Raw genomic sequence first — 25551 nt, 5'->3', positions numbered from 1 at the left:
CAGCGGTTCGTGGCAGCGGATCGACGACGCACAACGCAAGCCGCTCGCCCCGATCCCGCGGCCCGACGGCGGATCGCGGTCGATCGGCCACGAGCTGACGGCCGGCAGCTTGCGTTGTGCGAGCGGCCGAGGCACGATCGCGAGAGGGGCGCCCGCCGCAGCGGACGCCCCTCTGCGAGGTCGCTGTCAGCGAGCTACTTCGCGACGCCCGGGTGCGTCATCGAGAGCAGGTCGAGCGCCTTGTCCATGTCGGCCTCCGTCAGCTCGCCGCGCTCGACGTAGCCGAGGTCGATGACGGCCTCGCGCACCGTGATGCCCTGCGCGACCGAGTGCTTGGCGATCTTCGCGGCGGCCTCGTAGCCGATCAGGCGATTGAGCGGCGTCACGATGGACGGGCTCATGCCGGCCAGCGCCGCGGCCCGCTCGATGTTGGCCGTCAGACCCGCGACGGTCTTGTCTGCCAGCACCCGCGAGGCGTTCGAGAGCAGCCGGATCGACTCGAGCAGCGCAGTGCCCATGACGGGGATCTGCACGTTGAGCTCGAAGGCGCCCGAGGCGCCAGCCCACGCGACGGTCGCGTCGTTGCCGATCACCCGGGAGGCGACCATGAGCACGGCCTCGGGCACGACCGGGTTGACCTTGCCGGGCATGATCGACGAGCCCGGCTGCAGGTCGGGGATCGACAGCTCGCCGAGGCCGGTGTTGGGGCCCGAGCCCATCCAGCGCAGGTCGTTGTTGATCTTGGTGAGCGAGACCGCGATCGTGCGCAGGGCGCCGGATGCCTCGACCAGGCCGTCGCGGTTGGCCTGCGCCTCGAAGTGGTTGCGCGCCTCGGTGATGGGCAGCCCCGAGGATGCGGCGATCTCGGCGATGACCTGCTCGGGGAAGCCGAGCGGCGTGTTGATGCCGGTGCCGACGGCGGTGCCGCCCTGCGGCACCTCTGCGACGCGGGGGAGCGCAGCCTCGATGCGCTCGATGCCGTAGCGCACCTGTGCGGCGTAGCCGCCGAACACCTGGCCGAGCGTGACGGGCGTGGCATCCATGAGGTGCGTGCGGCCGGGCTTGACGGCGTCGGCCCAGAGCGCGGCCTTCTCCTCGAGCGCGGCGGCGAGGTGGTCGAGCGCGGGGATGGCCTGCTCGATGAGCGCACCGGTGACGGCGATGTGCACCGAGGTCGGGAAGACGTCGTTCGACGACTGCGATGCGTTCACGTGGTCGTTCGGGTGCACGCCGCTGTCGGCATGCCCTGCGTCGGCGCGATGCTTCGTCGCGAGCGCCGCGAGCACCTCGTTCATGTTCATGTTCGACGAGGTGCCGGAGCCCGTCTGGTAGGTGTCCACCGGGAACTGGTCGTGGTGCGCGCCCCCGATGATCTCCTCTGCCGCCGCGACGATCGCGTCGGCGATCGGCGCTGCCAGGACGCCCAGCTCGCGGTTGGCGATCGCCGCCGCACGCTTGATGCGGGCGAGCGCCACGATCTGCGCGGGCTCGAGGCCCGAGCCCGAGATCGGGAAGTTCTCGACCGCGCGCTGCGTCTGCGCGCCGTAGAGCGCGTTCTTGGGCACGCGCACCTCGCCCATCGTGTCGTGCTCGATCCGGAAGTCGACGTCGCTCACTGCACTTGCCCTTCGTTTGGCTGGATTCGTGTCTGGGTGTCTACTCGCCGCCCGTGAGCTGTGCGCTCACGGCTTCGGCGAAGGCCTGGAGTTCCGCATCGTCGGCTGTGCCGCCGACGATGACGGTGGATGCGCCGTGCTCGGTCGTGAGCACGTACGCGAGGTTGCCGGGGTCCTCGGTGTCGCGCTGGTCGTGCTCGATCCACGTGACGCCGTCGATCGTCCGCTCGCCGGTGGGCGTCGCGTCCTCGATCGCCGTGACGAGCCACGTGGGGTTCGCGTCGACAGCCTGGCGGAGGAACAGGAACTGCTCGCCGGGTGTCACGTAGCCGGCGTACCAGCTGATGATGTCGTCGGCGCCCGTGCGGATCTCTGCGACGTTCGCCGCCCACTCCTCAGGCAGCGCCGGCACGAGCAGCGGCTCATCGGTGACGACCTGCGCGCCCGCGGCCGCCGCCGCGACATCGACCGGCTCGCGCTCTGGCACGCCGGGTCGCACGACCACGAGCACCATGACGAGCACGACCGCGAGGCACACGACCACAGCGGCGATCAGATTGACCACGTTGCGGTTCTCGCGATGCCGACGCGACGATGCCGCCTTGCGCGCAGCGGTCTCGTCTGGCGTCTCAGGCCTGCCGAGCTCTGCGACGATGCGGGGCTCCTTGGGGCTCATGCCTCGTCGGCCTCCGCGGGTGCGCTCGCTGCGCCTGTCGCCGCACCGCGTGCTGCGTCGAGCCGCTGCTTCGCGCCCTGCAGCCACTGCTCGCAGCGGTCGGCGAGCGCGTTGCCCCGCTCCCACAGCGCGAGCGACTCCTCGAGCGATGCCCCGCCCGACTCGAGCGCCGTCACCACACGCACGAGCTCGTCTCGTGCCGCTTCATAGGAGAGCTCTGCGACGTCGCTGTTCTCGGGGGTGCTCACGGGCTCCAGCCTACCGCCCGGGCCCGACATGCGAGCCCTCGCCTCGAGCCTGTGGAAGCATGTCAGACAGCGCACCCGCCGAACGTCAGGAGCATCCGTGCCCATCTCGCCCGCCGCATCCACCATGGCCGAGATCACCGAGCTCATCCGCTTCGACACCACGAGCCGCGAGTCGAACCTCGCGCTCGTCGACCGCACGGTCGCGCTGCTGCGCGCCGCCGGCGTCGAGCCGGTGCTGGTGCTGAACGCCGACGGCACGAAGGCGAACGTGCTCGCGAGCTTCCCAGCGGCGGATGGCACGACCACCGGCGGCATCGTGCTCTCGGCACACACGGATGTGGTGCCCGTCGACGGGCAGGCATGGGGCAGCGCGCCGTTCGAGCCCGAGCTCCGCGACGGCAGGCTCTACGCCCGCGGCAGCGCCGACATGAAGTCGTTCCTCGGCGTGCTGCTCGCCAAGGCGCCGCAGATCGCGGCGGCGCAGCTGGCCGAGCCCATCCACTTCGCCTTCTCCTACGACGAGGAGGTCGGATGCGTCGGCGCCGTCGACCTCGTCGACGAGATCGTGCGTCGTGGCATCGGCCCGCGCGGCTGCATCGTGGGGGAGCCGTCGAGCATGCAGGTCGTGCGCGGCCACAAGTCGATGAACGTCTTCCGCGCCCACGTGCGCGGCGTCGCGATCCACTCCTCGCTCGCCCCGCACGGCGTCAACGCCATCAGCGCTGCCACCGAGCTCGTGCGCTTCGTCGAGGGCGTCGCCGACGAGATGCGCGAGGGGGGCCCGTTCGACGAGGGCTACCTCGTGCCGTACACGACCGTGAGCGTCAACCGCATCGACGGCGGCATCGCCATCAACACGGTGCCGGCCGAGTGCACCGTGCACTTCGAGTTCCGCGGGCTCACCACGCTCGACCACGACGCGCTCTCCGAGCGCTTCGCCGCCGAGTGTCGCCGCATCGAGGCCGCCATGCGCGAGCAGGACGACGCGTGCCGCGTCGAGCTCGCCGTCACGGCAGCCGCCCCCGGCGTCGACACACACGGCGACGCCGACATCGTCGCGCTCGCGGCCGAATGGGGCGGCGCTCCCAGCGACCGCAAGGTGACCTACGGCACCGAGGCTGGCATCTTCGCCCGTGCGGGCATCCCCACCGTCGTGTGCGGTCCTGGCGACATCGCCCAGGCCCACGCCCCAGACGAGTTCATCGAGCTCGAGCAGATCGTGCAGTGCGAGGCGTTCGTCGACCGGCTCATCGCCGGCCTGAGCGCATAGCGAGGAGAACACCATGACCACCAGCACTCCGCAGTCCACGCCCGGGGCAGCGCCGCCGGCGAGCCCAGAGCGGCTCCGGGCAGCCCGCAAGGCGGTGATCTCGAGCTCGATCGGCGCCGCGCTCGAGTGGTTCGACATCATCGTCTACGCCTCCTTCGCGGTCGTGATCTCCGAGGTCTTCTTCCCGGAGGCGGAGGGCGCCTACGGCCTCATCCTCACGTTCGCGACCTTCGCGACGACCTACCTCATCCGGCCGCTCGGTGGCATGGTGCTCGGCAGCTACGCCGACCGCAGCAGTCGCAAGAACGCGCTGACGCTCACGCTCCTGCTCATGATGGTCGGCACGCTGCTCATGGCGGTCGCGCCGACGTACGCGATGGTCGGCGTGTGGGGCGGCATCATCATCCTGCTCTCGCGCCTCATCCAGGGCTTCTCGGCCGGCGGTGAGTTCGGCACGGCGACGACCTTCCTGATCGAGACAGCGCCGCACAGGAAGATGTTCTACGCCTCGTGGCAGGTCGCGGCGCAGGGCGGTTCGATGCTGCTCGCGTCGGCATTCGGGTTCGGGCTCAACACGTGGCTCTCCGAGGCAGACCTCTACGCGTGGGGCTGGCGGGTGCCGTTCTTCGTCGGCCTGCTGATCGGGCCGGTCGGGCTCTACATCCGCGCCAAGCTGGCGGAGCCAGAGGAGCTCGTCGACTCGGCGCGGCAGAAGTCGCCGCTGGGCACCCTGTTCCGCCGGCACTACGGCCGATTGCTCGCGGGCTCCGCCGTCGTCGGCGTCGCGACCATCTCGGTCTACATGATCCTGTACATGCCGACCTTCGCCGTCACGAACCTCGACATCCCGCCGACCGCCGCCTACCTCGGCGGCATCGTGGCGGGCACGATCGCGCTGATCGGCTCGCCCTACGTCGGGCACTTCGCCGACCGCGTCGGTCCCGCGAAGGTGATGACCTGGGCAGCGGTCGCCGCCCTGGTGCTCGCCTGGCCGCTGTTCCAGCTCATGGTCACGCAGCGCACCGTGCTCACGTTCGTCGTGGTGATCGCGATCCTCGGCCTCATCATGACCTTCTACTTCGCACCGCTGCCCGGCCTGCTCTCGAACATGTTCCCCGCCGAGATCCGCGGCACGGGGCTCTCGGTGACGTACAACGTCGGCGTCACGCTGCTGGGCGGCATCGCGCCGCTCGTGCTCACCTGGCTGCTCGCCATCACGGGCTCGCTGCAGGCGCCCAGCATCTACTACATGGTGATCGCGGTGCTGTCGCTCGTCGGCCTGTACTTCGCACGCAAGCGGTACGAGCTGCGCTGAGCCGAGCGCGTCGCGCCCCGGGTTCCGGATGCGCGGCGCGCGGATGCGCTGGACGCGCCGCGCTACGGATGCGCTGCCGTCACCTCGGCGTCGAGGGTGCCGGCAGCGAGGGTGACGAGCAGGGCGTCGCCGGCGGCGACATCCTGCGCATCGCGCGCGACGGAGCCCGCGGCAGTCTGCACCACCGCGTAGCCGCGATCGAGGGTCGCCTGCGGACTGAGCGCGCGCAGGGTCTGCCGCAGGTGGTCGAGCCGTTGCGCGCCGAGATCGACGACGCGCGCGGCGAGCTCGTCGGTGCGGGCCGTGAGGCGGGCGAGATCCTGGCTGAGCGAGTCGAGCATCGTCTCGGGGCGTGCGAGCGCCGGGCGGGTGCGGAAGGCCTCGAGCCGCTCGGCCTCGCGCTGCACGTGCTGCGTGACCCGAGCGCGCAGCTGGGCGCGCGCCTGCGTGATGCGGTTGAGCTCCTCCACGACATCCGGCACGATCCGCTTCGCCGCATCCGTGGGCGTCGAGGCCCGCAGATCGGCGACGTCGTCGAGCAGTGGCCGGTCGGCCTCGTGGCCGATGGCGGAGACGATCGGGGTGGTCGCCGCGGCCACGGCGCGCACGAGCGACTCGTCGCTGAAGCCGAGCAGATTCTGGAAGTCGCCGCCGCCGCGCGCGATCACGATCACGTCGACCTCGGGGTCGGCATCGAGCTTGGCGAGCGCCGCGAGCACCGTCGGCACGGTCTGGTCGCCCTGCACGGCGGCGTGCTCCACCCGGAACTCCACACCCGGCCAGCGCAGCTGCGCGTTGCGCAGCACATCCTTCTCGGCATCGGAGTCGCGGCCGGTGATGAGCCCGATGCGGTTCGGCAGGAACGGCAGCGGCCGCTTGCGCGCCGCGTCGAAGATGCCCTCCGCCGCGAGCGCGCGGCGCAGCGCCTCGAGCCGGGCGAGCAGGTCGCCGAGCCCGACGTGGCGGATCTGCTGCGTGACCATCGAGAGCGTGCCGCCACGCGGCCAGTAGTCGGGCTTCACCAGCAGCACGGCGCGGTCGCCCTGCTTGAACTCGCCCTCGATGCGGCTGAGCGTCGAGCTCCAGACGTTGAACGAGATCGTCGCGTCGACCGAGACGTCCTTGAGCTTGCCGAAGACATTGCCGCGCGAGTTCGACCACTGCGTGATCTCGCCCTCGACCCACAGATGGCCGAGCTTGCCGATGTAGCCCTTGAGCTCTGCACCGAGCCGCTCGACGCTCCACGGCTCGTCGGGCGTGCCGGTGATGCGCTCGGCCATGGTGCTCCTCGGTGTCGGTCTGTCGCGGTGTGCGGTCGGGCGGCGTTCGCTCTCGGCGGTCGGCCGGTGGTCCTCCGGCCCGGGTGCCGCGTGGCTCCAACGGTAGACTGGACAGGTGACGATCACGAACGGAAGAGTCCCGCTCGACGACCCGCGTCCTGCACTCCGCCGGGGTCGGCTGCTCGATCACCCCGTCGGCGGTCCCAAGCGCATCCTGCTCGCAACCCCGCGGGGCTACTGCGCCGGCGTCGACCGCGCGGTGCTGGCGGTCGAGAAGGCGCTCGAGCAGTATGAGGGCCCGATCTACGTGCGCAAGGAGATCGTCCACAACAAGCACGTCGTCTCGCAGCTGAGCGAGCAGGGCGCGATCTTCGTCGACGAGGTCGACGAGGTGCCGCCGGGGGAGCGCGTCATCTTCAGCGCCCACGGCGTCAGCCCCGCCGTCGTGCAGGCCGCGGCAGACCGCGGCCTCGACGCGATCGACGCCACCTGCCCGCTGGTCACGAAGGTGCACAAGGAGGCGGTGCGCTTCGCGCGCGACGACTTCGAGATCCTGCTCATCGGCCACGAGGGCCACGAGGAGGTCGAGGGCACCGCGGGGCACGCTCCCGATCGCGTGACGATCGTCAACAACCCCGACGAGGCCGACACCGTGCAGGTGAGCAATCCCGACAAGCTCGTCTGGCTCAGCCAGACGACGCTGTCGGTCGACGAGGCGATGGAGACCGTGCGCCGCCTGCGCGTGCGCTTCCCCAATCTGCAGGATCCCCCCAGCGACGACATCTGCTACGCCACGCAGAACCGCCAGGTGGCCATCAAGAAGGTGGCGGCGGATGTCGATCTCGTGATCGTGGTCGGCAGCGCCAACTCGTCGAACTCGGTGCGCCTGGTCGAGGTGGCGCTGGAGTACGGCGCGAAGGCCGCGTACCGCGTCGACTACTCGACCGAGATCCAGCAGGCGTGGCTCGACGGCGTCGAGTCCGTCGGCGTGACGAGCGGCGCGAGCGTGCCCGAGGGCCTCGTGCGCGAGGTGCTGCAGGAGCTCGAGGATGCCGGCTACAGCGACGTCGCAGAGGTGCGCACTGCCGAGGAGGACCTCATCTTCTCGCTGCCCAAGGAGCTGCGCCCCAGCCGCAAGCGCTGACACGCGCCGCCCCCCTGGCGAGGCTGCTGCGGCCTCGATACGCTCGAGTCATGACTGACGCACAGCCCAAGGACGAGGCGCCGCAGGACGACCAGTGGGCCGACCAGATGGCCGACGGCGAGGACTTCGACGAGTCGATGGGGGAGAGCGCCGACTCCGACCGTGTGCTCGCGACCGACGAGCTCGACGAGATCGACGCCGACGACGCGCCGGAGGGCTCCGAGGGCCACGATGAGGAGTGGGAGGGCGATGACCCTGCCGACATCCCCGACGAGCACGGCGGCACCCAGGCGGGCATCGACACCGACGACAACGGCGTCGACGACACCACGCTGCCCGAAGGCACCGACAGCATCATCGACTCCGGCGACTGGGAGTAGCTCGCCGAACGCAGAGACGGGCACCCCGAAGCGGGGTGCCGTCTCGCGTGCTCCGCTACTTGGTCGACCAGCCCGCCGAGCCCAGCTGCTGCGTCGCCGAGACGACGCGGGCAGCCATCGCGGTCTCCGCGGCCTTGCCCCACGCACGCGGGTCGTAGACCTTCTTGTTGCCGACCTCGCCGTCGACCTTGAGCACGCCGTCGTAGTTGCCGAACATGCTCGCGGCGACCGAGCGCGTGTAGGTGTACTGCGTGTCGGTGTCGATGTTCATCTTGATGACGCCGTTGGCGACGGCCTGCGCGATCTCGTCGTCGGTCGAGCCGGAGCCGCCGTGGAAGACGAGGTCGAGCGGCTTCGCCTCGGTGCCGTACTTCGCGGCGAGGCCCTGCTGGATCTCGCCCAGCAGCTCCGGCCGCAGCTGCACGTTGCCCGGCTTGTAGACACCGTGCACGTTGCCGAAGGTGAGCGCCGCCATGTAGCGGCCGTGCTCGCCCAGGCCGAGCGCCTCGACGGTCGCGATCGCGTCGTCGAGCGTCGTGTAGAGCTGGTCGTTGATCTCGTGGCTGACGCCGTCCTCCTCGCCGCCGACGACGCCGATCTCGACCTCGAGCACCTGGTTGAGGGCGTGCGTGCGAGGCAGGATCTGCTTCGCGATCTCGAGGTTCTCCTCGAGCGGCACGGCAGAGCCATCCCACATGTGCGACTGGAAGAGCGGCGCGCGGCCGGCCTTGACCTCCTGCTCGCTCGCCTCCAGCAGCGGGAAGACGAAGCCGTCGAGCGCGTCCTTCGGGCAGTGGTCGGTGTGCAGCGCGACCTTGATCGGGTAGGCCTTGGCGACCTCGGTCGCGAAGCGCGCGAAGGCGATCGCGCCACCTGCGCGGTTCTTCACGCTCTGGCCGGCGAAGAAGTCGGCGCCGCCCGTCGTCACCTGGATGATGCCGTCGGAGCCGGCCTCGGCCAGGCCCTGCAGCACGGCGTTGATCGTCGACGATGACGAGACGTTGATGGCGGGGTAGGCGAAGGCGTTCTTCTTCGCCTTGTCGAGCATCTCTGCGTACTCTTCTGGCGTTGCGACGGGCATGGCAGCTCCTGACTCGTCATGGGCGCGGCAGCCATGGCGCGGGCCGCGCGGGAACAGGTTCAGTCTAGGTCGCAGGGCGTGCGGATGGGTCGGGTCACGTGGGTGTGGACGAATGGGTGCAGTCTGCACCCACTGAGCGTAGACTGCGCGGCATGGCCAAGGTGATCCACATTCGGAACGTGCCGGACGACGTGCATGCCGCGTTGACCGAGGCGGCGGAGGCCCGCGGCCTCTCACTCACGAAGTACGTGCAGCGCGAGCTCGAGCAGGTTGCGAGAGCTGACTTCGCGGTGCAGCACAATCTGGCGGTCATCCGAGAGGTGCAGGCTCAGATGCCGCCCGATATGGATCCGGAGCTGACTCTCGAACTGCTCCATGAGGGACGGCGCGAGTGAAGGTCGTCGACGCCGGGGTGGTGGTCGACGTGCTCAACGGCATCATCGACCCAGCGCGCCTGGGTCGCGAGCCTCTGGCGGCTCCGCACCTGATGGACAGTGCAGTGATGCACGTGCTGCGTGGCAAGGTCATGCGCGGCGCGCTGTCCGAGGAGCAGGGGGCGGGGGCTGTCGACGCCTTTCTGCGGCTGGTGATCGCTCGATATCCCGCCGAGCCGCTCCGCCCGCGCATGTGGGAGCTGCGGCACAACCTCACCGCCTACGACGCCACCTACGTCGCGCTGGCTGAGCGAGTTGGAGCGACCGCCCTTCTGACGACTGACGCTCGTCTCGCATCAGCACCCGGCCTGAGGTGCGCCATCGAGCTGCTCCGGTGAGCCGCGCGACGCGACAGAGGAACCAACTTCCTATAGGATTTACGCGAGGCCCGCCGCAAGCGGGAATCCGATCCGAGGAGACCGCGATGACGCGACTGTTCAATGACCCCAGCCGGTTCGCCGACGAGATGATCGAGGGCTTCGTCGCCGCGGCATCGCGCTGGGTGCAGGCTGCGCCCGGGGGCGTCGTCCGATCCACCCAGGCGGACGAACCCACGGTCGTTCTCGTCATCGGCGGCGGCAGCGGCCACTACCCCGCGTTCGGCGGCCTCGTCGGCCCCGGCATCGCGCACGGCGCAGCGATGGGCAACCTGTTCGCATCGCCCTCCGCGCAGCAGGTGCACGCGATCGCGACGGCGGCCGATCGGGGACGCGGCGTGCTGCTGAGCTACGGCAACTACGCCGGCGACGTGCTGCACTTCGACCAGGCGCAGGAGAAGCTGCGGGCCGAGGGGATCGACGTGCGCACCGTCACGGTCACCGACGACATCTGGAGCGCTCCGAAGCACGAGCAGCACAAGCGCCGCGGCATCGCTGGCGATCTCGCCGTCTTCAAGACCGCCGGCGCCGCGGCCGCCGCGGGCTACGACCTCGACGGCGTCGAGCGCATCGCCCAGCTCGCCAACGCCCGCACCCGCTCGTTCGGCGTCGCCTTCACCGGCTGCACGCTGCCGGGCGCGAGCGAGCCGCTGTTCACGGTGCCTGCGGGCAAGATGGCCGTCGGCCTCGGCATCCACGGCGAGCCCGGCATCGACGAGGTCGACGTGCCGACGGCCGACGAGCTCGCCGAGCTCTTCGTCGAGAAGCTGCTCGACGAGGTGCCGGAGGGCGTCTCGCTCGAGGGCGCTCGCGTCGTGCCGCTGCTCAACGGCCTCGGCAACCTCAAGTACGAGGAGATGTTCGTCGTCTATCGCCGCGTCGCGCAGCTGCTCGACGAGCGCGGCATCGCGATCGTCGAGCCAGAGGTGGGCGAGCTCTGCACGAGCTTCGACATGTCGGGCGTCTCGCTGACGCTTCTGTGGCTCGACGACGAGCTCGAGACGCTCTGGGCGGCCCCCGCCGACACACCCGGCTTCAAGAAGGGCTCGGTGGCGCCGCAGCGCGCGGCCGCGGCCGTCGTCGCGACCGCGGTCGACGCATCCGTGCCCGACGCCGGCGACGCATCGCGCGAAGGCGCGCGCCTGATCGAGGCCGCGCTCGCGGCCGTCGCCACCGCCATCGACGCGGCGGCCGACGAGCTGGGTCGCATGGACGCCGTCGCCGGCGACGGCGACCACGGCATCGGCATGCAGCGCGGCTCGCGAGCGGGCGCCGACGCCGCGACGGTCGCGGCCGAGGCGGGCGCGGGTGCGCAGACGACGCTCGTGCGGGCTGCGGATGCGTGGAGCGACCGTGCCGGCGGCACGAGCGGGGCGCTGTGGGGGGAGATGCTGCGGGCCGTCGGCGCTCGCCTGGGCGACACCGACGCGCTCGAGGCCGCTGCGGTGGCCGACGGCGTCGTGCAGGCCAAGGACGCCGTGATGGCCTTCGGCAAGGCAGAGGTGGGCGACAAGACCATGGTCGACGCGATCGTGCCCTTCGCCGAGGAGCTCGCGCGCGGCGTGGCCGCAGGCGAGCCGCTGCTCGAGGCCTGGGGCCGGGCCTCGGAGGTCGGCGAGGTGGCTGCGCAGGCCACCGCGGCGCTCGCCGCGACGCTGGGCCGCGCCCGCTCGCACGGCGACAAGTCGATCGGCACACCCGACCCCGGCGCGATCTCGTTCGCGCTCATCACCAGGACCATCCACCGCGTGCTCACGCAAAGCACGCGCGAGCAGAGCAAGGAGCAGTGACCATGGGCATCCGCCTGATCATCGGCAGCGACAAGGCCGGATTCGACTACAAGGAGATCCTGAAGCGCGACATGGAGGCGAGCGAGCTCGTCGACTCGCTCGTGGATGTGGGCGTCGACGACGCGGACGGCGCGACCTCCTACCCGAAGGTCGCGATCGAGGCCGCGGAGCGCATCGCGCGCGGCGAGGCCGACCGGGCGCTGCTCTTCTGCGGCACGGGCCTCGGCGTGGCGATCGCGGCCAACAAGGTCACCGGCATCCGCGCCGTCACCGCGCACGACTCGTTCTCGGTCGAGCGCTCGGTGCTCTCGAACGATGCGCAGGTGCTGTGCATGGGTCAGCGCGTCGTCGGCATCGAGCTCGCCCGCAGGCTCGCGAAGGAGTGGCTGACCTACACGTTCGACCCCTCGAGCCACTCGCAGGCGAACGTCGACGACATCTGCGCCTACGAGGGCTGAGCAGGCCATGCTCATCGGGTCGAGCCTGAAGATGTACTTCGGGCGCGCGCGCACGCTCGAATGGACGCGCGCCGTCGCCGCGATCTGCGCCGAGCACCCCGCCGTCCGGCAGGGGCTCGTGGAGCCGTTCGTGATCCCGACGTTTCCGTCGATCCCCGATGTCGTAGCGGTGGCGACGGATGCCGGGATGCTGGTGGGCGCGCAGGATCTGCATTGGGAGGACACCGGCGCCTTCACCGGAGAGGTCTCGGCCGCGGAGCTCGCCGAGCACGGCGTGACGCTGGCGGAGATCGGCCACGCCGAGCGCCGCAGGCTGTTCGGCGAGACCGATGAGACCGTCGCGCTGAAGGTCGCGGCCGCGCTCCGCAACGGCATCGCGCCGGTGCTGTGCATCGGCGAGGAGATCGAGGTCGAGCCCGCCGCCGCCGCGGCCGCCTGCATCGCGCAGCTCGACGCATCCCTCGCCGTGGCCCGCGAGCAGGAGCGCATCGGTCGACTGATCGTGGCCTACGAGCCCGTCTGGGCCATCGGCGCGCCGCAGCCCGCCGGTGACGACCACATCCGCGCCGTCGGCACGGCGCTGCGCGCACGCCTGGCCGAGCTGCCGTTCGACGCGCAGGTGATCTACGGCGGGAGCGCGGGCCCCGGCCTGCTGCCGCGCATCGCCGACTCCGTCGACGGGATGTTCCTCGGCCGCTTCGCGCACGAGCCGGCCGCCTTCGGGGCGATCCTCGACGAGGCGCTGGCGCTGGAGGGGCAGCGATGACCGCGACCGGGCCGCTGCGCGTGAGCGAGCTGGAGCGCAGGGGCCTGCGCGACCGCGTCTACGACCGCATCCTCGACATGCTGCTCGAGGGCTCGGCCGAGCCCGAGTCGCGGCTGTCGATCGACACGCTCGCGAAGCAGCTCGACGTCTCGCCGACGCCGGTGCGCGAGGCGATGGTGCAGCTCGAGCGCACGGGTCTCGTCACGCGCGAGGCGCTCAAGGGCTACCGCGTCGCGCCGCCGCTGGGGCCCGAGCAGCTGACCGAGCTGTTCGACGCCCGCGTCATGCTCGAGGCGGAGGCCACCAGGCTCGCCACCCCGCACGCGGCGACGCTGCTGCCGGAGCTGCGCGAGGCGCACCGCACCCACGAGGCGTGCGCGGAGCGGGTGGTGGCCGCGATGCGCTCCGGCGAGGGCAGCGTGCGCGCCACGCAGGAGTACTTCGCCGCCGACGCCGGCTTCCACCGCGTCGTGCTGCAGGCGGCCCAGAACCGCTACATCGCCTCGATGCACGACGACCTGGGTGCGCTGACGCACCGGATGCGACAGGCCGTCATCCGGGGCGTCAACGACGTCGAGGAGGCGCACGCAGAGCACAGCGCGGTGCTCGAGGCCTTCGAGTCGGGCGACCCGCAGGCGCCGGAGACGGCGATGCGCGCGCATATCAACGGCGTGCGAGCCCGCTCGCTGCGGGAGACGCAGGACTGACCACCGCTGCGCTGCGGCACGAGCCGGCCCGACGCCTGGGGCGCGGGCCGACTCGCGTCTGGAAGCGCTATCGCTCGAGGATGGCCGGATCGAGCCGGTAGCGCTCGATCGCATTCCCGGCGAACAGCGCCAGCTGCGCATCCGGCGGGAGATCGGCGAAGATCTCGGCGAAGCCGCCCATGATCTCGGCGTAGCTGCCCGTGAGGCTGTCGACGGGGAAGTTGCTGGCGACCATCACGCGATCGGGTCCGAACGCGTCGAGCGTGCGCAGCGCGATCTCGCGGTTGCCCTCGGCCGTCCAGGGCGTGCCCTCGAGGCCGATGCCGGAGAGCTTGATCCACACCTGCGGCAGCCGGGCGATGCGTGCGATCGCCGCTGCCCAGCCCTCGATCGCCGCGGGTGAGCGGTCGGAGGGCAGCGCCGTGTGGTTGATGGTGAGCGCGACGCCCGGGTGCGCCTGCACGAGGTCGATCGCCTCGTCGAGGTGCCACCAGGCGGTCTGCAGCTCGAAGTCGAGCCCGAGCGCCTCGAGCGAGGCGTAGCGCTCGCGCCACCTCGGCTCGCTCAGCAGCGTCGGCTCCGCGGCCGCGCGCGCGGGGCTGGCGGCCTGTCCGGGCTTGTGGCGGATGCCGCGCACGATCGGGCGCGCCGCCATCTGCTCGAGCAGCGCGGGTGCGTCGTCGCGGTCGAGCTCGACCCTGCCGATCGCGGCGTCCGGGCCGCCGAAGCGCGCCAGCACGCCCTCGATGTGGTCGATCTCGCCCAGCGGATCCGACGCATCCCACTCGGTCTCCATCGTGACGCTGCCCACCAGGCGCAGGCCTGCGCTCTCGGCGTCGCGCCGCAGGTCGGCGGGCAGGTAGTCGCGCTTGATCGCCTCGTAGTCGCCGTAGCGGAAGGGGATGGCCGCCTCGGGTCGGAGCCACGGCTGGTGCCCGTCGCCGGGCTCCCAGTAGTGGTGGTGCGCGTCGACGAGGGGGCCGGCATAGCGGCTCACGCCGATGCCTTGCGGCGGGCGAGCGGGCGCTCGAAGTCGATGATGAGCGAGCCCACCAGGTAGACGACCGCGCAGACGCCGAGGAAGGTGAAGGCGCCGCCGTAGGCACCGCCCGAGGCGCCGATGGCGAAGCCCATCGCGATCGGCGCGATCGCGCCGCCGCCGGAGGAGGCCACGTTCATCACGCCGCCGACCATGCCCACCTGCTCCTTGGGGGCGAGCAGGGCGGGGATCGACCAGTAGAGGCCACCGAAGTTGATGAAGAACACCGCGATCGAGAGCAGCGTCAGGGCGATGGCGCCGTCGGTGACCGGCGGGATGAGGAAGATCGCCACGGCCGTGCCGACGCCGGAGACAGCCAGGATCGTGCGCATCACGACGCTGTGGCGCGGGTTCGTGGAGCGCCAGCGGTCGGACCAGAAGCCGGCGACGAGCTGGCCGACGACGCCGGCTCCGTAGACCAGGAAGGTGCCCCAGCCGAGCGCGGCGAGGTCGAAGCCGAGCGCCTCATCGAGGTAGGACGGCGTCCAGGAGATGATGCCCCACCAGATGGTCGCCCAGCCGAGGCGGCCGAACATCATGCCCCAGAAGGATCGCGAGCGCAGGTAGTCGACGGCGCGGGGGAGCGGCCCGGTCTCGGGGCGGGCCTCGGGGGCGCGGTCGTCGCTCGTGGTGATGTGGTCGAGCTCTGCCTTGTTGACGCGCGGGTGCTTGCCGGGCTCGTCGCGCAGGTACATCCAGTAGAGGACGGCGACCACGATCGTGACGGCGCCCGTGATGATGAACGCCCAGCGCCAGCCGCCTGTCATGACGATGAGCGCGGTGACGAGCAGGCCGCCGACGGCGGAGCCGAAGGGGCCAGCGGCATCGATGAAGGTGGCGCCGCGGGCGCGCTCCTTGCGGGGCAGCCAGTTGGCGTTGAGCTTCGCGCCGGCGGGGAAGACGGGCGCTTCGGTCGCGCCGAGGCCCAATCGCGTCACGGTGAGCATGCCGGCGCCGGGCACGAGGCCGCCGAGCAGCTGGAAGACGCCCCAGATGGCGCCGGCGCTGCCGACGACGTGGCGCGGGCCGAAGCGGTCGAGCAGCCAGCCGCCGGGGATCTGGAAGAGCAGGTAGGTCCAGAAGAAGGAGCCGAGGATGACGCCCTTGAGCTCTGGCGTGAGGTCGAACTCCTCGGAGATCATCGGCATCGCGATCGACAGCGTGGCGCGGTCGATGAAGTTGAGCAGCACCAGGATCCAGAGGATGCCGAAGATCTGCCATCGCACCCAGGTGCGGCGTCCTGCCGACTTCGCCTGCGCGGCGGCGGTGGTGGTGGCGGCGGCCTGCTGGCCGTTCGACGGTGCCATGGCGACTCCTTCGTCAGCACAGAGCGTGACTTGCGCTCTGATGGGATATTTCCTATAGGATTCTCTCGACGGGTTCGAAAGTCAAGCGACGGACCCCCGACACGATGGAGTGGACATGCGTGCGTACCCCGCAGCCGAGTGGCCGATCGCGGCCTGCCTGCACGGCGTGCCCAGCGTGCTGCCGGACGGCACCAGCCTGCACGATGCAGGCCCCATCGCGTGGGACGCAGCGCTGGCGCAGGTCGCCGCCGTCGACTTCTCGCTCGCGGAGCTCGCCGACAGCCACATCCGCCCCGCCGACCTCGACGCATCCGCTCGTGCAGAGCTCGTCGCCATCGCCGCCGCCCGCGGCCTCGCCATCCCCTCGGTGCACGTGCAGCGCCAGAGCGTCATCGACCCGGTCAACTGGGAGCGCAACCTCGACTACGCGCACCGCACGATCGACGCGGCCGCAGAGATGGGCATGAGCGTCTTCTCGACCGGCCTCCACCAGCCGTTCAGCGAGGCGCAGCGCCGCGCGCTGTGGTTCTGGACGGCGGAGGGCGCCAAGGATCCGGATGACCGCGAGACCTGGGATGCGGCCGTCACCCGCCTGCGCGAGCTCGGCACGCACGCGCAGCAGGTCGGCATGCGGATGTCGCTCGAGCTCTATGAGGACACCCTGCTCGGCACCGCCGACTCGGCGGTGCGCCTGGTCGAGGAGATCGGCGTCGACGCCGTCGGCCTCAATCCCGACGTCGGCAACCTCATCCGCCTGCATCGTCCGGTCGAGGACTGGCGCGAGCTCTTCGCCAAGACGCTGCCGCACGCGAACTACTGGCACGTCAAGAACTACGCGCGCGACGAGGCGGCCGACGGCAGCTGGGCGACGAGCACCCCGTCGACCATGGAGGCGGGCCTCATCAACTACCGGCAGGTGCTGCGCGACGCCGTCGAGCTCGGCTTCGACGGGATCATCCTCACCGAGCACTACGGCGGCGACAGCCTCGGCATGTGCTCCACCAACCAGCGCTACATCCGCGACCTGCTCGCGGCTGACGAGCGCACCGCTGCCACGGCAGTCATCGACTGAGTCGAAGGGAACCGACACCATGACCACCGCACCCGCGACCACCACAGCCCGGCCGCGCATCGCGCTCACCCTGGGCGACCCTGCCGGCGTCGGCCCCGAGCTCGTCGCGCGCCAGCTCGCCGACCCGGCGACCACCGCTGCCGCTGAGATCCTCATCATCGGCGACGAGCAGGAGCTCGTCGACGCCATGGCGGATGCCGGCGTCGAGTTCGCCTGGACGCGCGAGGCGGGCACCGGCGTGCCGCAGCTCGTCGAGAACGACGGCGAGCGCCCCGAAGGGGGCTTCGTGCGCCAGCAGGCCACCCGAGAGGGCGGGCTGTGGGCGATGGCGAGCCTGCGCCGCGCGCTCGAGCTGTCGAAGGCCGGCGAGGTCGACGCGATCGTCTTCGCGCCGCTCAACAAGTCGTCGCTGCACCTGGCCGGCATGGCCGAGAACGACGAGATGTCGTGGTTCGAGACCGTGCTCGCCGACGGCACGAGCGCCACCGAGCTCAACATCCTGCCCGAGCTCGTCACCGCGCGCGTCACGAGCCACTGCTCGATCGCCCAGGTCGCGAGCCTCATCGACCACGACCTGGTGGTCGAGCGCGGCGAGCTGCTCAAGGCCGTGCTGCAGGCGCGCGGCATCGAGCAGCCGCGCATCGGCGTCTGCGCCCTCAACCCGCACGCGGGGGAGTCGGGGAAGTTCGGCCGCGAGGAGATCGACATCATCGCGCCTGCCATCGAGGAGCTCCAGCGCCGCGGCGTCGACGCCGCCGGCCCGTTCCCGAGCGACACGATCTTCCTCAAGGCCCGCGACGGCGCCTTCGACGGCGTGCTGACGATGTACCACGACCAGGGCCAGATCGCCGTGAAGCTCCTCGGCTTCGACCGCGGCGTCACGATGGCCGGCGGCCTGAGCGTCGCCGTCTGCACCCCGGCCCACGGCACCGCCTTCGACGTGGTCGGCAAGCGCATCGCCAACACCGGCGCCTACGAGCACGCCTTCGCCACCGCCGTCGGCGTCGGCGCGCAGGCGCGCGAGGCGCGCGCGGCCGACTGACCACCTCCATCCTCACCACCGACAGCCTCATCACCGACAGCCTCATCACCGAAAGCAAGGATCCGACAATGAAGTCACGCATCACCACGGCGGCCATCGGTGCCGTCGCCATCGCGGCCCTCGCGGGCTGCTCCAGCGCGGCGCCGGCCGGCCAGGAGGGCCCCTTCGAGCCCTCCGACGTCCGCATGACCGTGCCGTTCTCTGCGGGCGGCGGCTCCGACGCATCCGGCCGCGCCATCGCGAGCGGTCTCGAGGCCGCCACCGGCACCACCATCACGGTCGAGAACCGCGAGGGTGGCTCCGGCGCCGTCGGCTACTCGCACCTGTTCGCGCAGGAGGGCAACGCCAGCCAGCTGCTCGCCGCGGAGACGACGCTGCTGTCGCTGCCGATCACGACCGAGGTCGACTACGACTACACGTCGTTCACGCCGATCATGAAGCTCGGCGACGACTACACGCTCGTCGTCGTCCCGGCCGACAGCCCGTTCCAGACCTGCACCGACGTCGTGGATGCGGCGGGCGGCGAGGGTGTCGTCGTCGCCGTCTCGGGCGCGATCAGCCTCGACGAGATCGTCTTCACCCTCATCGAGCAGGACCAGGGCGTCGAGTTCGACCGCGTGCCGTTCGAGAGCGGCAGCGAGGTCATCGCGGGCCTGCTCGGCGGCACGGTCGAGGTCGGCTCGCTCAACCCGGGCGAGGTGCTCGGCCAGCTCGAGTCCGGTGACCTGCGCGCGCTCTGCTCGCTCTCGGAGGAGCGCTACGAGTACGAGCAGATCGCCGACGTGCCCACCGCCATCGAGGAGGGCATCGACGTGTCGTTCGCCCAGTGGCGCGGCTTCATCGCACCGGGCGGCATCACCGAGGAGGCTCGCCAGTACTGGATCGACGCCGCCGAGGCCTACGTCGCCTCCGATGCGTACACGCAGTACATCGAGGACAACCTCATGCAGCCGAACGCGGTCTACGGCGACGAGTTCGTCGAGTACCTCGCGCAGAACTCGGCCGACCTCGAAGCGGCGCTCGCGCCGTGACCCTCACCCCCCGGATCGCCAGGGTCGCGTTCAGCGCGGCCCTGGCCCTCCTGGGCCTTGGCGCCGCCATCATCGGATGGGGCTACGGCGTCACCCAGGACAACGGCCAGGTCGGCGCGGGCTTCCTGCCCGTCGCCCTCGGCGTGATCATGGCGCTGCTCGCCGGCGCCGACGCCGTCATCGCGCTGCTGCAGCGCGAGCGGCGCCCGGCCGACGAGCCAGGCTCGCTCGCCGCAGAGGTCGACGCGGCCGCCATCGACCACGTCGAGGAGTCGCCCGACATCGACGCGCTGGGCCGCTCGCAGCGCCAGCGCAACCGCATGCTCGCGATCGTCGCCGCCATGCTGCTCGGCGCGCTGCTGCTCGTGCCCGTGCTCGGGCTGCTCCTCTCGCTCGGCGTGCTCATGCTCGCCGTGGCGATCGTCGTCGAGCGCCGACCCATCCTCTCCTCCGTGATCATCACGGTCGTCGTGGTCGGCGTCTTCCACCTCGTCTTCGGCGTGCTGCTGCGCGTGCCGATGCCGACCGGCATGATCGGACTCATCTGATGCTCGAGAACCTGCTGCTCGGCTTCCAGACAGCGCTGACGCTCGAGAACGTGATCTGGTGCTTCGTCGGCGTCTTCCTCGGCACCGTCATCGGCCTGCTGCCGGGCCTCGGCTCCACCACGGGCGTCGCCATCCTGCTGCCGATCACCTTCGCGCTCGAGCCCGTCACGGCACTCATCATGCTCGCCGGCATCTACTACGGCGCGCAGTACGGCGGCACCATCACCTCGGTGCTCATCTCGACGCCCGGCGAGGCGGCGAGCGTCGTCACGACGATCGACGGCTACCAGATGGCGAAGCGCGGCAGGGCGGGCGCCGCGCTGGCGATCAGCGCGATCGGCTCGTTCATCGCCGCGATCATCTCGCTCGCGCTGCTCATCGCGATCGCGCCGCCGCTCGCCGAGATCGCGCTCGAGTTCGGGCCGGTGGAGATGTTCGCGGTCATGATCCTCGGCCTCGTGATCGTCGTCACCTTCCAGGGCGGCGCCTTCATCCGCGGCGCCATGATGGCGGTCGCGGGCCTGCTCGTCGCGACCGTCGGCATCGCCCCCGGCACGGGTGAGGAGCGCTTCACCTTCGGCAACATCAACCTGCTCTCGGGCATCCCGTTCGTCGAGGTCATGATCGGCGTCTTCGCGCTCGGCGAGGTGTTCTACCAGATCCGGGTCGGGGCGGCGAAGCCGATCAAGGCGCGCTTCAAGGACATGGTGATCAAGCGCAAGGACATCACCGACTCGATGCCCGCGATCCTGCGCGGCTCCGGCATCGGCTTCGCGCTCGGCGTGCTGCCGGGCGCCGGCTCGACCCTCGCATCCTTCATGTCGTACGGCATCGAGCGCCGCGTCAGCAAGAACAAGGCCAACTTCGGCAAGGGCGCCATCGAGGGCGTCGCGAGCCCTGAGAGCGCGAACAACGCCGCCGCGAACGCCAACTTCGTGCCGACGCTCGCCCTCGGCATCCCCGGTGGTGCGACCACGGCCGTGCTGCTCGGCGCGTTCACGATCTTCGGCCTGCAGCCCGGGCCGCTGCTGTTCGAGCAGCAGCCAGAGCTCGTCTGGGGCCTGCTGGTGTCGTTCTTCATCGGCAACGTGCTGCTGCTGGTGCTGAACCTGCCGCTCGCCCCGGTGTTCGCGCAGATGCTCCGCATCCCGTACGGCTACCTGTACCCGATCATCCTGCTGACGTCGCTCATCGGTGCCTACGCGGTGAGCAACAACATGTTCAGCGTGTGGCTCGTGCTCGTCTTCGGCGTGCTCGGCTACCTCATGAAGGAGCTCGACCTGCCGATGGCCCCGTTCGTGCTGGGCCTCGTGCTGGGGCCGCTGTTCGAGAAGGCGCTCGTGCAGACGAGCGCCATCGGGCAGGGCGACCTGGGTGTCGTGTTCGCGAGCCCGATCGCCGTCGGCGTGCTGGTGCTGGTGGTGGCGATGATCGTGCTGCCGAAGGTCATCGGGCCGCTGCGCCGGGTGATCACCGCCAGGCTCGCCGAGCGCAAGGAGCGTGCGGCGAAGGAGCACACCGGCGTCTGACTCCGCGAGAGACGTGCACCTCCGGGTGCACCTGCAGGCCGGATCGGGAACCGCGACACCCGATCCGGCCTGTTCCTCTGTTCGCGCGCGATTCGCCTGCCGTTCGGCCGCGCGGTCTAGGCTTCTGGCACGTGCCCGGGACACCGGGTGCCAGGGAGGCACGACATGCAGACGCACGACGGGCAGCAGCACGACGCGATCGTCCGCACCGCGCTCGAGCGCATCGTCGCCGCGCTCGCAGAGGCTCAGCAAGAGCTCGACGAGCTCGACGCCGTCGCCGACGACGGCAACCACGGCACGAACATCCTCGCCGGCGCGACCGCCGCCCAGGCCGCCGCAGCCACCGCACCAGACGGGACCGCTCTCGCGGCCGCCGCCGAGGCGTGGGCCGCCCAGGAGGGAGGCGCCAACTCGCTCTGGGGCGCGATGGGCACGGCAGCCGCGGCTGCGCTCGATCGGGGCCCGATCGCGCTCGTCGACGCCGCGCTGCATGCCCTCGAGTCCTCGACCGACGCCCACATCGGCGACAAGTCGATCGTCGACACGCTCGCACCGGCGCTCGGCGACGCCCACGTGCACCTCGAGCGCGGGGAGGCCGGCGCGGACGCCGCAGCCCACGCGGCAGGCGTCGCAGAGGAGGCGGCGGTCGAGACGGCAGCCTTCGAGGATCGCTTCGACGCCTCCACGCCCGACCTCGGCTACCCCGATCCGGGCGCCACCTCGTCGGCCGTCATCCTGGCCGCGATCGCCGACGTCATCGCCGAGCTGTGACCGCAGGTCACGAGGTCGAGTAGTCGCGCGTCGCGCGGACCGCGACCCCGACTATCGCCCGCGAAGGAACCGCGGGACTTTCACCCGACACCGCGCCGAGCCGAATGCATCCGCTCACTAGGCTCGGAGCAACCCCTGATCCGATGGAGGACACCCCGTGCCGCAGAGCGACTCGCAGAAGGCCCCGGTCTTCGACAACCCCGACCGCAACCTCGCCATGGAGCTGGTGCGCGCAACCGAGGCTGCGGCGATCCGCGCGGTGCCCTACATCGGCCGCGGCGACAAGAACGCCGCTGACGGCGCTGCGGTCGACGCGATGCGCACCTTCCTCGCCACGGTCGCCTTCGACGGCGTCATCGTCATCGGCGAGGGCGAGAAGGACGAGGCGCCGATGCTCTTCAACGGCGAGCACGTCGGCAACGGCCGCGGCCCGTCCGCCGACATCGCGGTCGACCCGATCGACGGCACCTCGCTCACGGCCGCGGGCAGGCAGAACGCGCTGAGCGTCATCGCCGTCGCCGATCGCGGCACGATGTACGACCCGGTCGACGCCTTCTACATGGACAAGCTCGTCGCCGGTCCCGAGGCGCACGGCATCATCTCGCTCGAGCAGTCGATGGGCGACAACATCCGCGAGCTCGCGCGCGCGACGGGCAAGGACGTCGAGGACATCGTCGTCGCCGTGCTCGACCGCCCGCGCCACGCGGAGCTCATCGACGAGATCCGCTCGGCGGGCGCAGGCACGCGCCTGATGCGCGACGGCGACGTCGCCGGCGGCATCAACGCCGCGCGCTGGGAGAGCCGCATCGACATGTGCGCGGGCGCCGGCGGCACGCCGGAGGGCGTCATCACCGCGTGCGCGATCAAGGCCCTCGGCGGGTTCATGGAGGGGCGCCTGTCGCCGCAGAGCGACGAGGAGCACCGCAAGGTCATCGCCGCCGGCCACGACCTCACGCGCGTGCTGGCGCTCAACGACCTGGTCTCGAGCGACAACACCTACTTCGTCGCCACCGGCGTCACCGACGGGCAGCTGCTGGACGGCGTGCGCCGCAAGGGGCCGCTCATCCGCACCGAGTCGCTCGTGCTGCGCTCCAAGACCGGCACCGCCCGCCGCGTGATCGCCGAGCACCGGGCTGAGAAGTGGCTCGAGCGGGACTCCGCGCGAGCCTGAGCGGAGTCGCCGCGCGGCGCGGCCGCGAGCGCGCGTGCCGTGCCAGCAGACATGTGGGCATCGGTCGCCACGGGAGGCGCGAACGAGCCGATCGTCACATCTCTGCGGCAGGTGAGGCGGCGGGGCGTCACGCTGAGGCGCGAGGGGGCGCGAGGAGATGCGTGGGATGCGCGGGCGAGCGGCCCGCGTGCGGCACGATGGGTGCGTGAGCGGCACCGCACGCCTCGTCGGCATCGACCTCGCGCGGTTGGTCGCCGTCGCGGGGATGATGGCCGCGCACACGCTCAGCTGGGGCGAGCCGCCGCCCGCCGCGGTCGTCGCGCTCACTGAGGGCCCGCCCTCGACGCTGTTCGCGGTGCTCGGCGGCGTGAGCGTGGTGCTGGCGGCGCGCTCGCGGCTCGCGGCCGGCGACCGCTGGGGCGCGGTGCGCTCGACGATCGCGCGCGGCGCCGTCGTGGCGCTGCTGGGCCTGCTCGTCGCGCCGTTCGCCACCGCCGTCTTCGTCGTGCTGGTGCCGTTCGGCGTGACGATCGCGGTCGCGGGCCTGCTGCTGCTCGCGCCGTCCTGGCTGCTGCTCGTGCTCGCCGCCGGGATCGGGCTCTTCGGCGGCACGGTCGTGGCGATCGCCGGCACCGCGCTGCCGTCGCTGCGGCGCATGTCGAGCCAGCTGAGCCCGGCCGACGCGGTCGTGCCCGCGGTCAACGATGTGCTGCTCACCGGCGTGTATCCGGCACTGATCTGGCTCGCCTACCTGCTGATCGGGATGCTCGTGGCGCGGGCATTGCTCGCTGCCGCGGCGACCGGCGGCGAGCGCGCGATGCTGACGCGGCTGGCCGGCCTCGGCGCGCTGCTCACCGGCCTCGGCATCGCCGCCAGCGAGGTGGGCGTGCTGCTGCTGAGCGAGCAGGTCGCACCAGGCGATCCCGCGCTGGCCCGCGACCAGCTGCTCGCCAACGGCTACGGCTCGGCACCCGGCGTGAGCCCGCTGTGGCAGCTGCTGGCCGCGCCGCACACCGGCACACCCGCCGACGTCGCTCGCACCGCGGGCATCGCGCTGCTGGTGATCGCCCTCCTCGGGCTGCTGGCGCGGCGCCTGTCGCCGACCGCACTGCGCGCCATCGCGCCGCTGCGCGCGGCCGGCGGTGCCCCGCTGACGATCTACATCGTGCACGTGGTGCTGCTCACGCTGCTGGGCGGCCTGCTCTTCGAGTCCGCTCCGGGCGTGGTGGGCGGATGGGGCGGCTGGGCGCTGCAGGTCCTGGTCGCGCTGGGGATCGGCGCGGTGCTGGCGCTGACCGGGATGCGCGGACCGTTCGAGCGGCTGGTGGGCGTCGCAGCCGAAGCGGCCGGCGGGCGACGCGAGCCCGCGTCGTCGGCATGACCCGGGCATCCGTCGCCGCCCCGTCGTGACGCTCATGGGCGCAGCCACGACGTTCGCGCGCGGGGGTTGACATGCCGACCAGTCGTGCGTACATTGCTGAGTGGTTATAGAACCGAACGGTGATGGAAGCGGAGCGCAGCATGGACAAGAGCACGGTCGACGACGAGACGCTCGACCGCATCTTCGCCGCGCTCTCCGATCGCACGCGCCGCCGCATCCTGCTGCGGCTGCGATCGGGGCCCGCGACCGTCACCGAGCTCACCGCGCTCGCGGGCCTCAGCCAGCCAGCCGTCTCCAAGCACCTCAAGGTGCTGGGGGAGGCCGGGCTGGTGCGGGCCGAGCGCGATGCGCAGCGCATCCACCGCATGATCGAGCTCGCGCCGCTCATCCGCGCTGCCGTCTTCGTCTCGCAGTTCGAAGGGGAGGTCGACGCCCGACTCGACCGCCTCGAGGCGCACCTCACGTCGGGAACCAGGCCGGATGCATCCGGTCGCAACCCCAAGGAGTGATCATGAAGACCCGATTCAGCCTGCCCGACGACACCTCCATCGCCTACGAGCGCGACTTCAGCGCCCCGGCGACCGAGGTGTGGAAGGCGTACACCGAGCCCGAGATCGTGCGCACCTGGATGCTCGGCCCCAACCCCGACACCGAGTTCCCGACCTGCGAGATGGACATGCGCACCGGCGGCTCGTTCCGCTGGGTGTGGGTCGACGAGGGCGGCGAGCTCATCATCGCCGGCGACGTGCTCGAGGCCGACGAGCCCCACCGCATCGTCACCACCGAGACGATGAGCGGCTCTGCCATGCAGGGCATGGAGTTCCCGCCCACGACGAACACCACCACGCTCACCGAGGCCGACGGCATCACCACCCTGCGCACCGTCACGGTCTACGACTCGAAGGAGAGCCGCGACGGCGCCTACGCGAGCGGCATGGACGCCGGCATCGAGGCGGGCTACGAGCGGCTGGCGGCTCGCTTCGCCTGACGGCCACGCGGCCGCGGCTCGCTTCGCCTGACGGCCACGCGGCCGCGCCTCGCCGAGAGGGAGTGCTGCGCGCGGGAGGTGCCGTTGCGCCGCTACCTCCTGCGCGCAGCACTCCCTCTCGCGTGCCGGC

The 25551-nt window shown here is 71.2% G+C and carries 27 protein-coding genes; 20 read left to right on the top strand and 7 right to left on the bottom strand.

The window, feature by feature from the left end; translation table 11 throughout:
• Window positions 1-194: 194 nt before the first annotated feature.
• The 3 genes from MKD51_RS12840 to MKD51_RS12830 are packed head-to-tail and all read right to left on the bottom strand — an operon-like array spanning window position 195 to window position 2570.
• The gene (locus MKD51_RS12840) at window positions 195-1616 is read right to left on the bottom strand and encodes a class II fumarate hydratase (protein ID WP_346986716.1); all 1422 of its coding nucleotides are present in this window, start codon (window positions 1614-1616) and stop codon (window positions 195-197) included.
• Window positions 1617-1656: 40 nt separating this feature from the next.
• Complete coding sequence (locus tag MKD51_RS12835) at window positions 1657-2292, bottom strand: DUF4245 family protein (protein WP_240240690.1); 636 nt, start codon at window positions 2290-2292, stop codon at window positions 1657-1659.
• On the bottom strand, window positions 2289-2570 hold the full coding sequence (locus MKD51_RS12830; protein WP_240240689.1) for an exodeoxyribonuclease VII small subunit: 282 nt from the start codon (window positions 2568-2570) through the stop codon (window positions 2289-2291). The genes MKD51_RS12835 and MKD51_RS12830 overlap by 4 nt, the downstream gene beginning before the upstream one ends.
• 67 nt (window positions 2571-2637) lie before the next feature.
• Between MKD51_RS12830 and argE the strand changes: the two genes are divergently transcribed.
• Both argE and MKD51_RS12820 read left to right on the top strand, forming a co-directional pair.
• On the top strand, window positions 2638-3810 hold the full coding sequence (argE, locus tag MKD51_RS12825) for an acetylornithine deacetylase (RefSeq protein WP_240240688.1): 1173 nt from the start codon (window positions 2638-2640) through the stop codon (window positions 3808-3810).
• Between the two features lie 13 nt (window positions 3811-3823).
• Window positions 3824-5125: an MFS transporter gene (locus MKD51_RS12820; protein WP_240240687.1), complete on the top strand. Its 1302-nt coding sequence runs from the start codon at window positions 3824-3826 to the stop codon at window positions 5123-5125.
• 62 nt (window positions 5126-5187) lie between these two features.
• Here the strand turns inward: MKD51_RS12820 and xseA are convergent, their stop codons facing one another.
• Entirely contained in the window at window positions 5188-6405 is a 1218-nt protein-coding gene (gene xseA / locus MKD51_RS12815) for an exodeoxyribonuclease VII large subunit (RefSeq protein ID WP_240240686.1), read from the bottom strand.
• A 211-nt stretch (window positions 6406-6616) separates the two neighbouring features.
• Between xseA and MKD51_RS12810 the strand changes: the two genes are divergently transcribed.
• Together MKD51_RS12810 and MKD51_RS12805 are read left to right on the top strand one after the other, a co-directional pair.
• On the top strand, window positions 6617-7549 hold the full coding sequence (locus MKD51_RS12810) for a 4-hydroxy-3-methylbut-2-enyl diphosphate reductase (RefSeq protein ID WP_240240953.1): 933 nt from the start codon (window positions 6617-6619) through the stop codon (window positions 7547-7549).
• Window positions 7550-7599: 50 nt separating this feature from the next.
• On the top strand, window positions 7600-7929 hold the full coding sequence (locus tag MKD51_RS12805; protein WP_240240685.1) for a hypothetical protein: 330 nt from the start codon (window positions 7600-7602) through the stop codon (window positions 7927-7929).
• 55 nt (window positions 7930-7984) lie between these two features.
• Here the strand turns inward: MKD51_RS12805 and fbaA are convergent, their stop codons facing one another.
• Complete coding sequence (gene fbaA / locus MKD51_RS12800; protein WP_240240684.1) at window positions 7985-9010, bottom strand: class II fructose-bisphosphate aldolase; 1026 nt, start codon at window positions 9008-9010, stop codon at window positions 7985-7987.
• Between the two features lie 152 nt (window positions 9011-9162).
• Here fbaA and MKD51_RS12795 point away from each other — a divergent pair, with 152 nt between their 5' ends.
• The 6 genes from MKD51_RS12795 (at window position 9163) to MKD51_RS12770 (ending at window position 13542) form a co-directional block, all read left to right on the top strand.
• Window positions 9163-9405 (top strand): hypothetical protein, encoded by a 243-nt coding sequence (locus MKD51_RS12795; protein ID WP_240240683.1) that lies wholly within the window; start codon window positions 9163-9165, stop codon window positions 9403-9405.
• Complete coding sequence (locus tag MKD51_RS12790; RefSeq protein ID WP_346986715.1) at window positions 9402-9782, top strand: type II toxin-antitoxin system VapC family toxin; 381 nt, start codon at window positions 9402-9404, stop codon at window positions 9780-9782. The genes MKD51_RS12795 and MKD51_RS12790 overlap by 4 nt, the downstream gene beginning before the upstream one ends.
• A gap of 86 nt (window positions 9783-9868) precedes the next feature.
• On the top strand, window positions 9869-11611 hold the full coding sequence (locus MKD51_RS12785) for a dihydroxyacetone kinase family protein (RefSeq protein WP_240240681.1): 1743 nt from the start codon (window positions 9869-9871) through the stop codon (window positions 11609-11611).
• A gap of 2 nt (window positions 11612-11613) precedes the next feature.
• Window positions 11614-12069: a ribose-5-phosphate isomerase gene (locus tag MKD51_RS12780; RefSeq protein WP_240240680.1), complete on the top strand. Its 456-nt coding sequence runs from the start codon at window positions 11614-11616 to the stop codon at window positions 12067-12069.
• A gap of 7 nt (window positions 12070-12076) precedes the next feature.
• The gene (locus MKD51_RS12775; RefSeq protein ID WP_240240679.1) at window positions 12077-12835 is read left to right on the top strand and encodes a triose-phosphate isomerase family protein; all 759 of its coding nucleotides are present in this window, start codon (window positions 12077-12079) and stop codon (window positions 12833-12835) included.
• A complete protein-coding gene (locus MKD51_RS12770; RefSeq protein ID WP_240240678.1) occupies window positions 12832-13542 on the top strand; it encodes a GntR family transcriptional regulator in 711 nt (236 codons plus the stop codon). The genes MKD51_RS12775 and MKD51_RS12770 overlap by 4 nt, the downstream gene beginning before the upstream one ends.
• Window positions 13543-13609: 67 nt before the next feature.
• Here MKD51_RS12770 and MKD51_RS12765 read toward each other — a convergent pair whose 3' ends face one another.
• Window positions 13610-14539: an amidohydrolase family protein gene (locus MKD51_RS12765; protein WP_240240677.1), complete on the bottom strand. Its 930-nt coding sequence runs from the start codon at window positions 14537-14539 to the stop codon at window positions 13610-13612.
• Window positions 14536-15888 (bottom strand): MFS transporter, encoded by a 1353-nt coding sequence (locus tag MKD51_RS12760; RefSeq protein WP_240240676.1) that lies wholly within the window; start codon window positions 15886-15888, stop codon window positions 14536-14538. Before MKD51_RS12760 ends, MKD51_RS12765 begins: the two co-directional genes overlap by 4 nt.
• 115 nt (window positions 15889-16003) lie before the next feature.
• Here MKD51_RS12760 and MKD51_RS12755 point away from each other — a divergent pair, with 115 nt between their 5' ends.
• From MKD51_RS12755 to MKD51_RS12710, 10 genes are all read left to right on the top strand, one after another.
• Complete coding sequence (locus tag MKD51_RS12755) at window positions 16004-16960, top strand: TIM barrel protein (protein ID WP_240240675.1); 957 nt, start codon at window positions 16004-16006, stop codon at window positions 16958-16960.
• Window positions 16961-16979: 19 nt separating this feature from the next.
• Complete coding sequence (locus tag MKD51_RS12750) at window positions 16980-18002, top strand: 4-hydroxythreonine-4-phosphate dehydrogenase PdxA (RefSeq protein ID WP_240240674.1); 1023 nt, start codon at window positions 16980-16982, stop codon at window positions 18000-18002.
• A gap of 68 nt (window positions 18003-18070) precedes the next feature.
• Window positions 18071-19033, top strand: a complete 963-nt coding sequence (locus MKD51_RS12745; RefSeq protein ID WP_240240673.1) for a tripartite tricarboxylate transporter substrate binding protein — start codon at window positions 18071-18073, stop codon at window positions 19031-19033.
• On the top strand, window positions 19030-19581 hold the full coding sequence (locus tag MKD51_RS12740) for a tripartite tricarboxylate transporter TctB family protein (protein WP_240240672.1): 552 nt from the start codon (window positions 19030-19032) through the stop codon (window positions 19579-19581). Before MKD51_RS12745 ends, MKD51_RS12740 begins: the two co-directional genes overlap by 4 nt.
• Entirely contained in the window at window positions 19581-21110 is a 1530-nt protein-coding gene (locus tag MKD51_RS12735) for a tripartite tricarboxylate transporter permease (protein ID WP_240240671.1), read from the top strand. The genes MKD51_RS12740 and MKD51_RS12735 overlap by 1 nt, the downstream gene beginning before the upstream one ends.
• Before the next feature lie 165 nt (window positions 21111-21275).
• Window positions 21276-21881 (top strand): DAK2 domain-containing protein, encoded by a 606-nt coding sequence (locus MKD51_RS12730; protein ID WP_240240670.1) that lies wholly within the window; start codon window positions 21276-21278, stop codon window positions 21879-21881.
• Between the two features lie 217 nt (window positions 21882-22098).
• Window positions 22099-23052, top strand: a complete 954-nt coding sequence (gene glpX, locus MKD51_RS12725; protein ID WP_240240952.1) for a class II fructose-bisphosphatase — start codon at window positions 22099-22101, stop codon at window positions 23050-23052.
• A gap of 205 nt (window positions 23053-23257) precedes the next feature.
• Window positions 23258-24433, top strand: coding sequence for a hypothetical protein (locus MKD51_RS12720; RefSeq protein WP_240240669.1), 1176 nt, complete (start codon window positions 23258-23260; stop codon window positions 24431-24433).
• A gap of 140 nt (window positions 24434-24573) precedes the next feature.
• Window positions 24574-24942, top strand: coding sequence for a metalloregulator ArsR/SmtB family transcription factor (locus MKD51_RS12715; protein WP_240240668.1), 369 nt, complete (start codon window positions 24574-24576; stop codon window positions 24940-24942).
• Between the two features lie 2 nt (window positions 24943-24944).
• Window positions 24945-25421 (top strand): SRPBCC domain-containing protein, encoded by a 477-nt coding sequence (locus tag MKD51_RS12710; RefSeq protein WP_240240667.1) that lies wholly within the window; start codon window positions 24945-24947, stop codon window positions 25419-25421.
• The last annotated feature ends 130 nt before the right edge of the window (window positions 25422-25551 follow it).

The organism is Agrococcus sp. ARC_14 (genome assembly GCF_022436485.1).
GTDB lineage: Bacteria > Actinomycetota > Actinomycetes > Actinomycetales > Microbacteriaceae > Agrococcus.
Note: the sequence above shows the minus strand (reverse complement) of the source record. Positions and strands in the feature narration are given on the sequence as shown.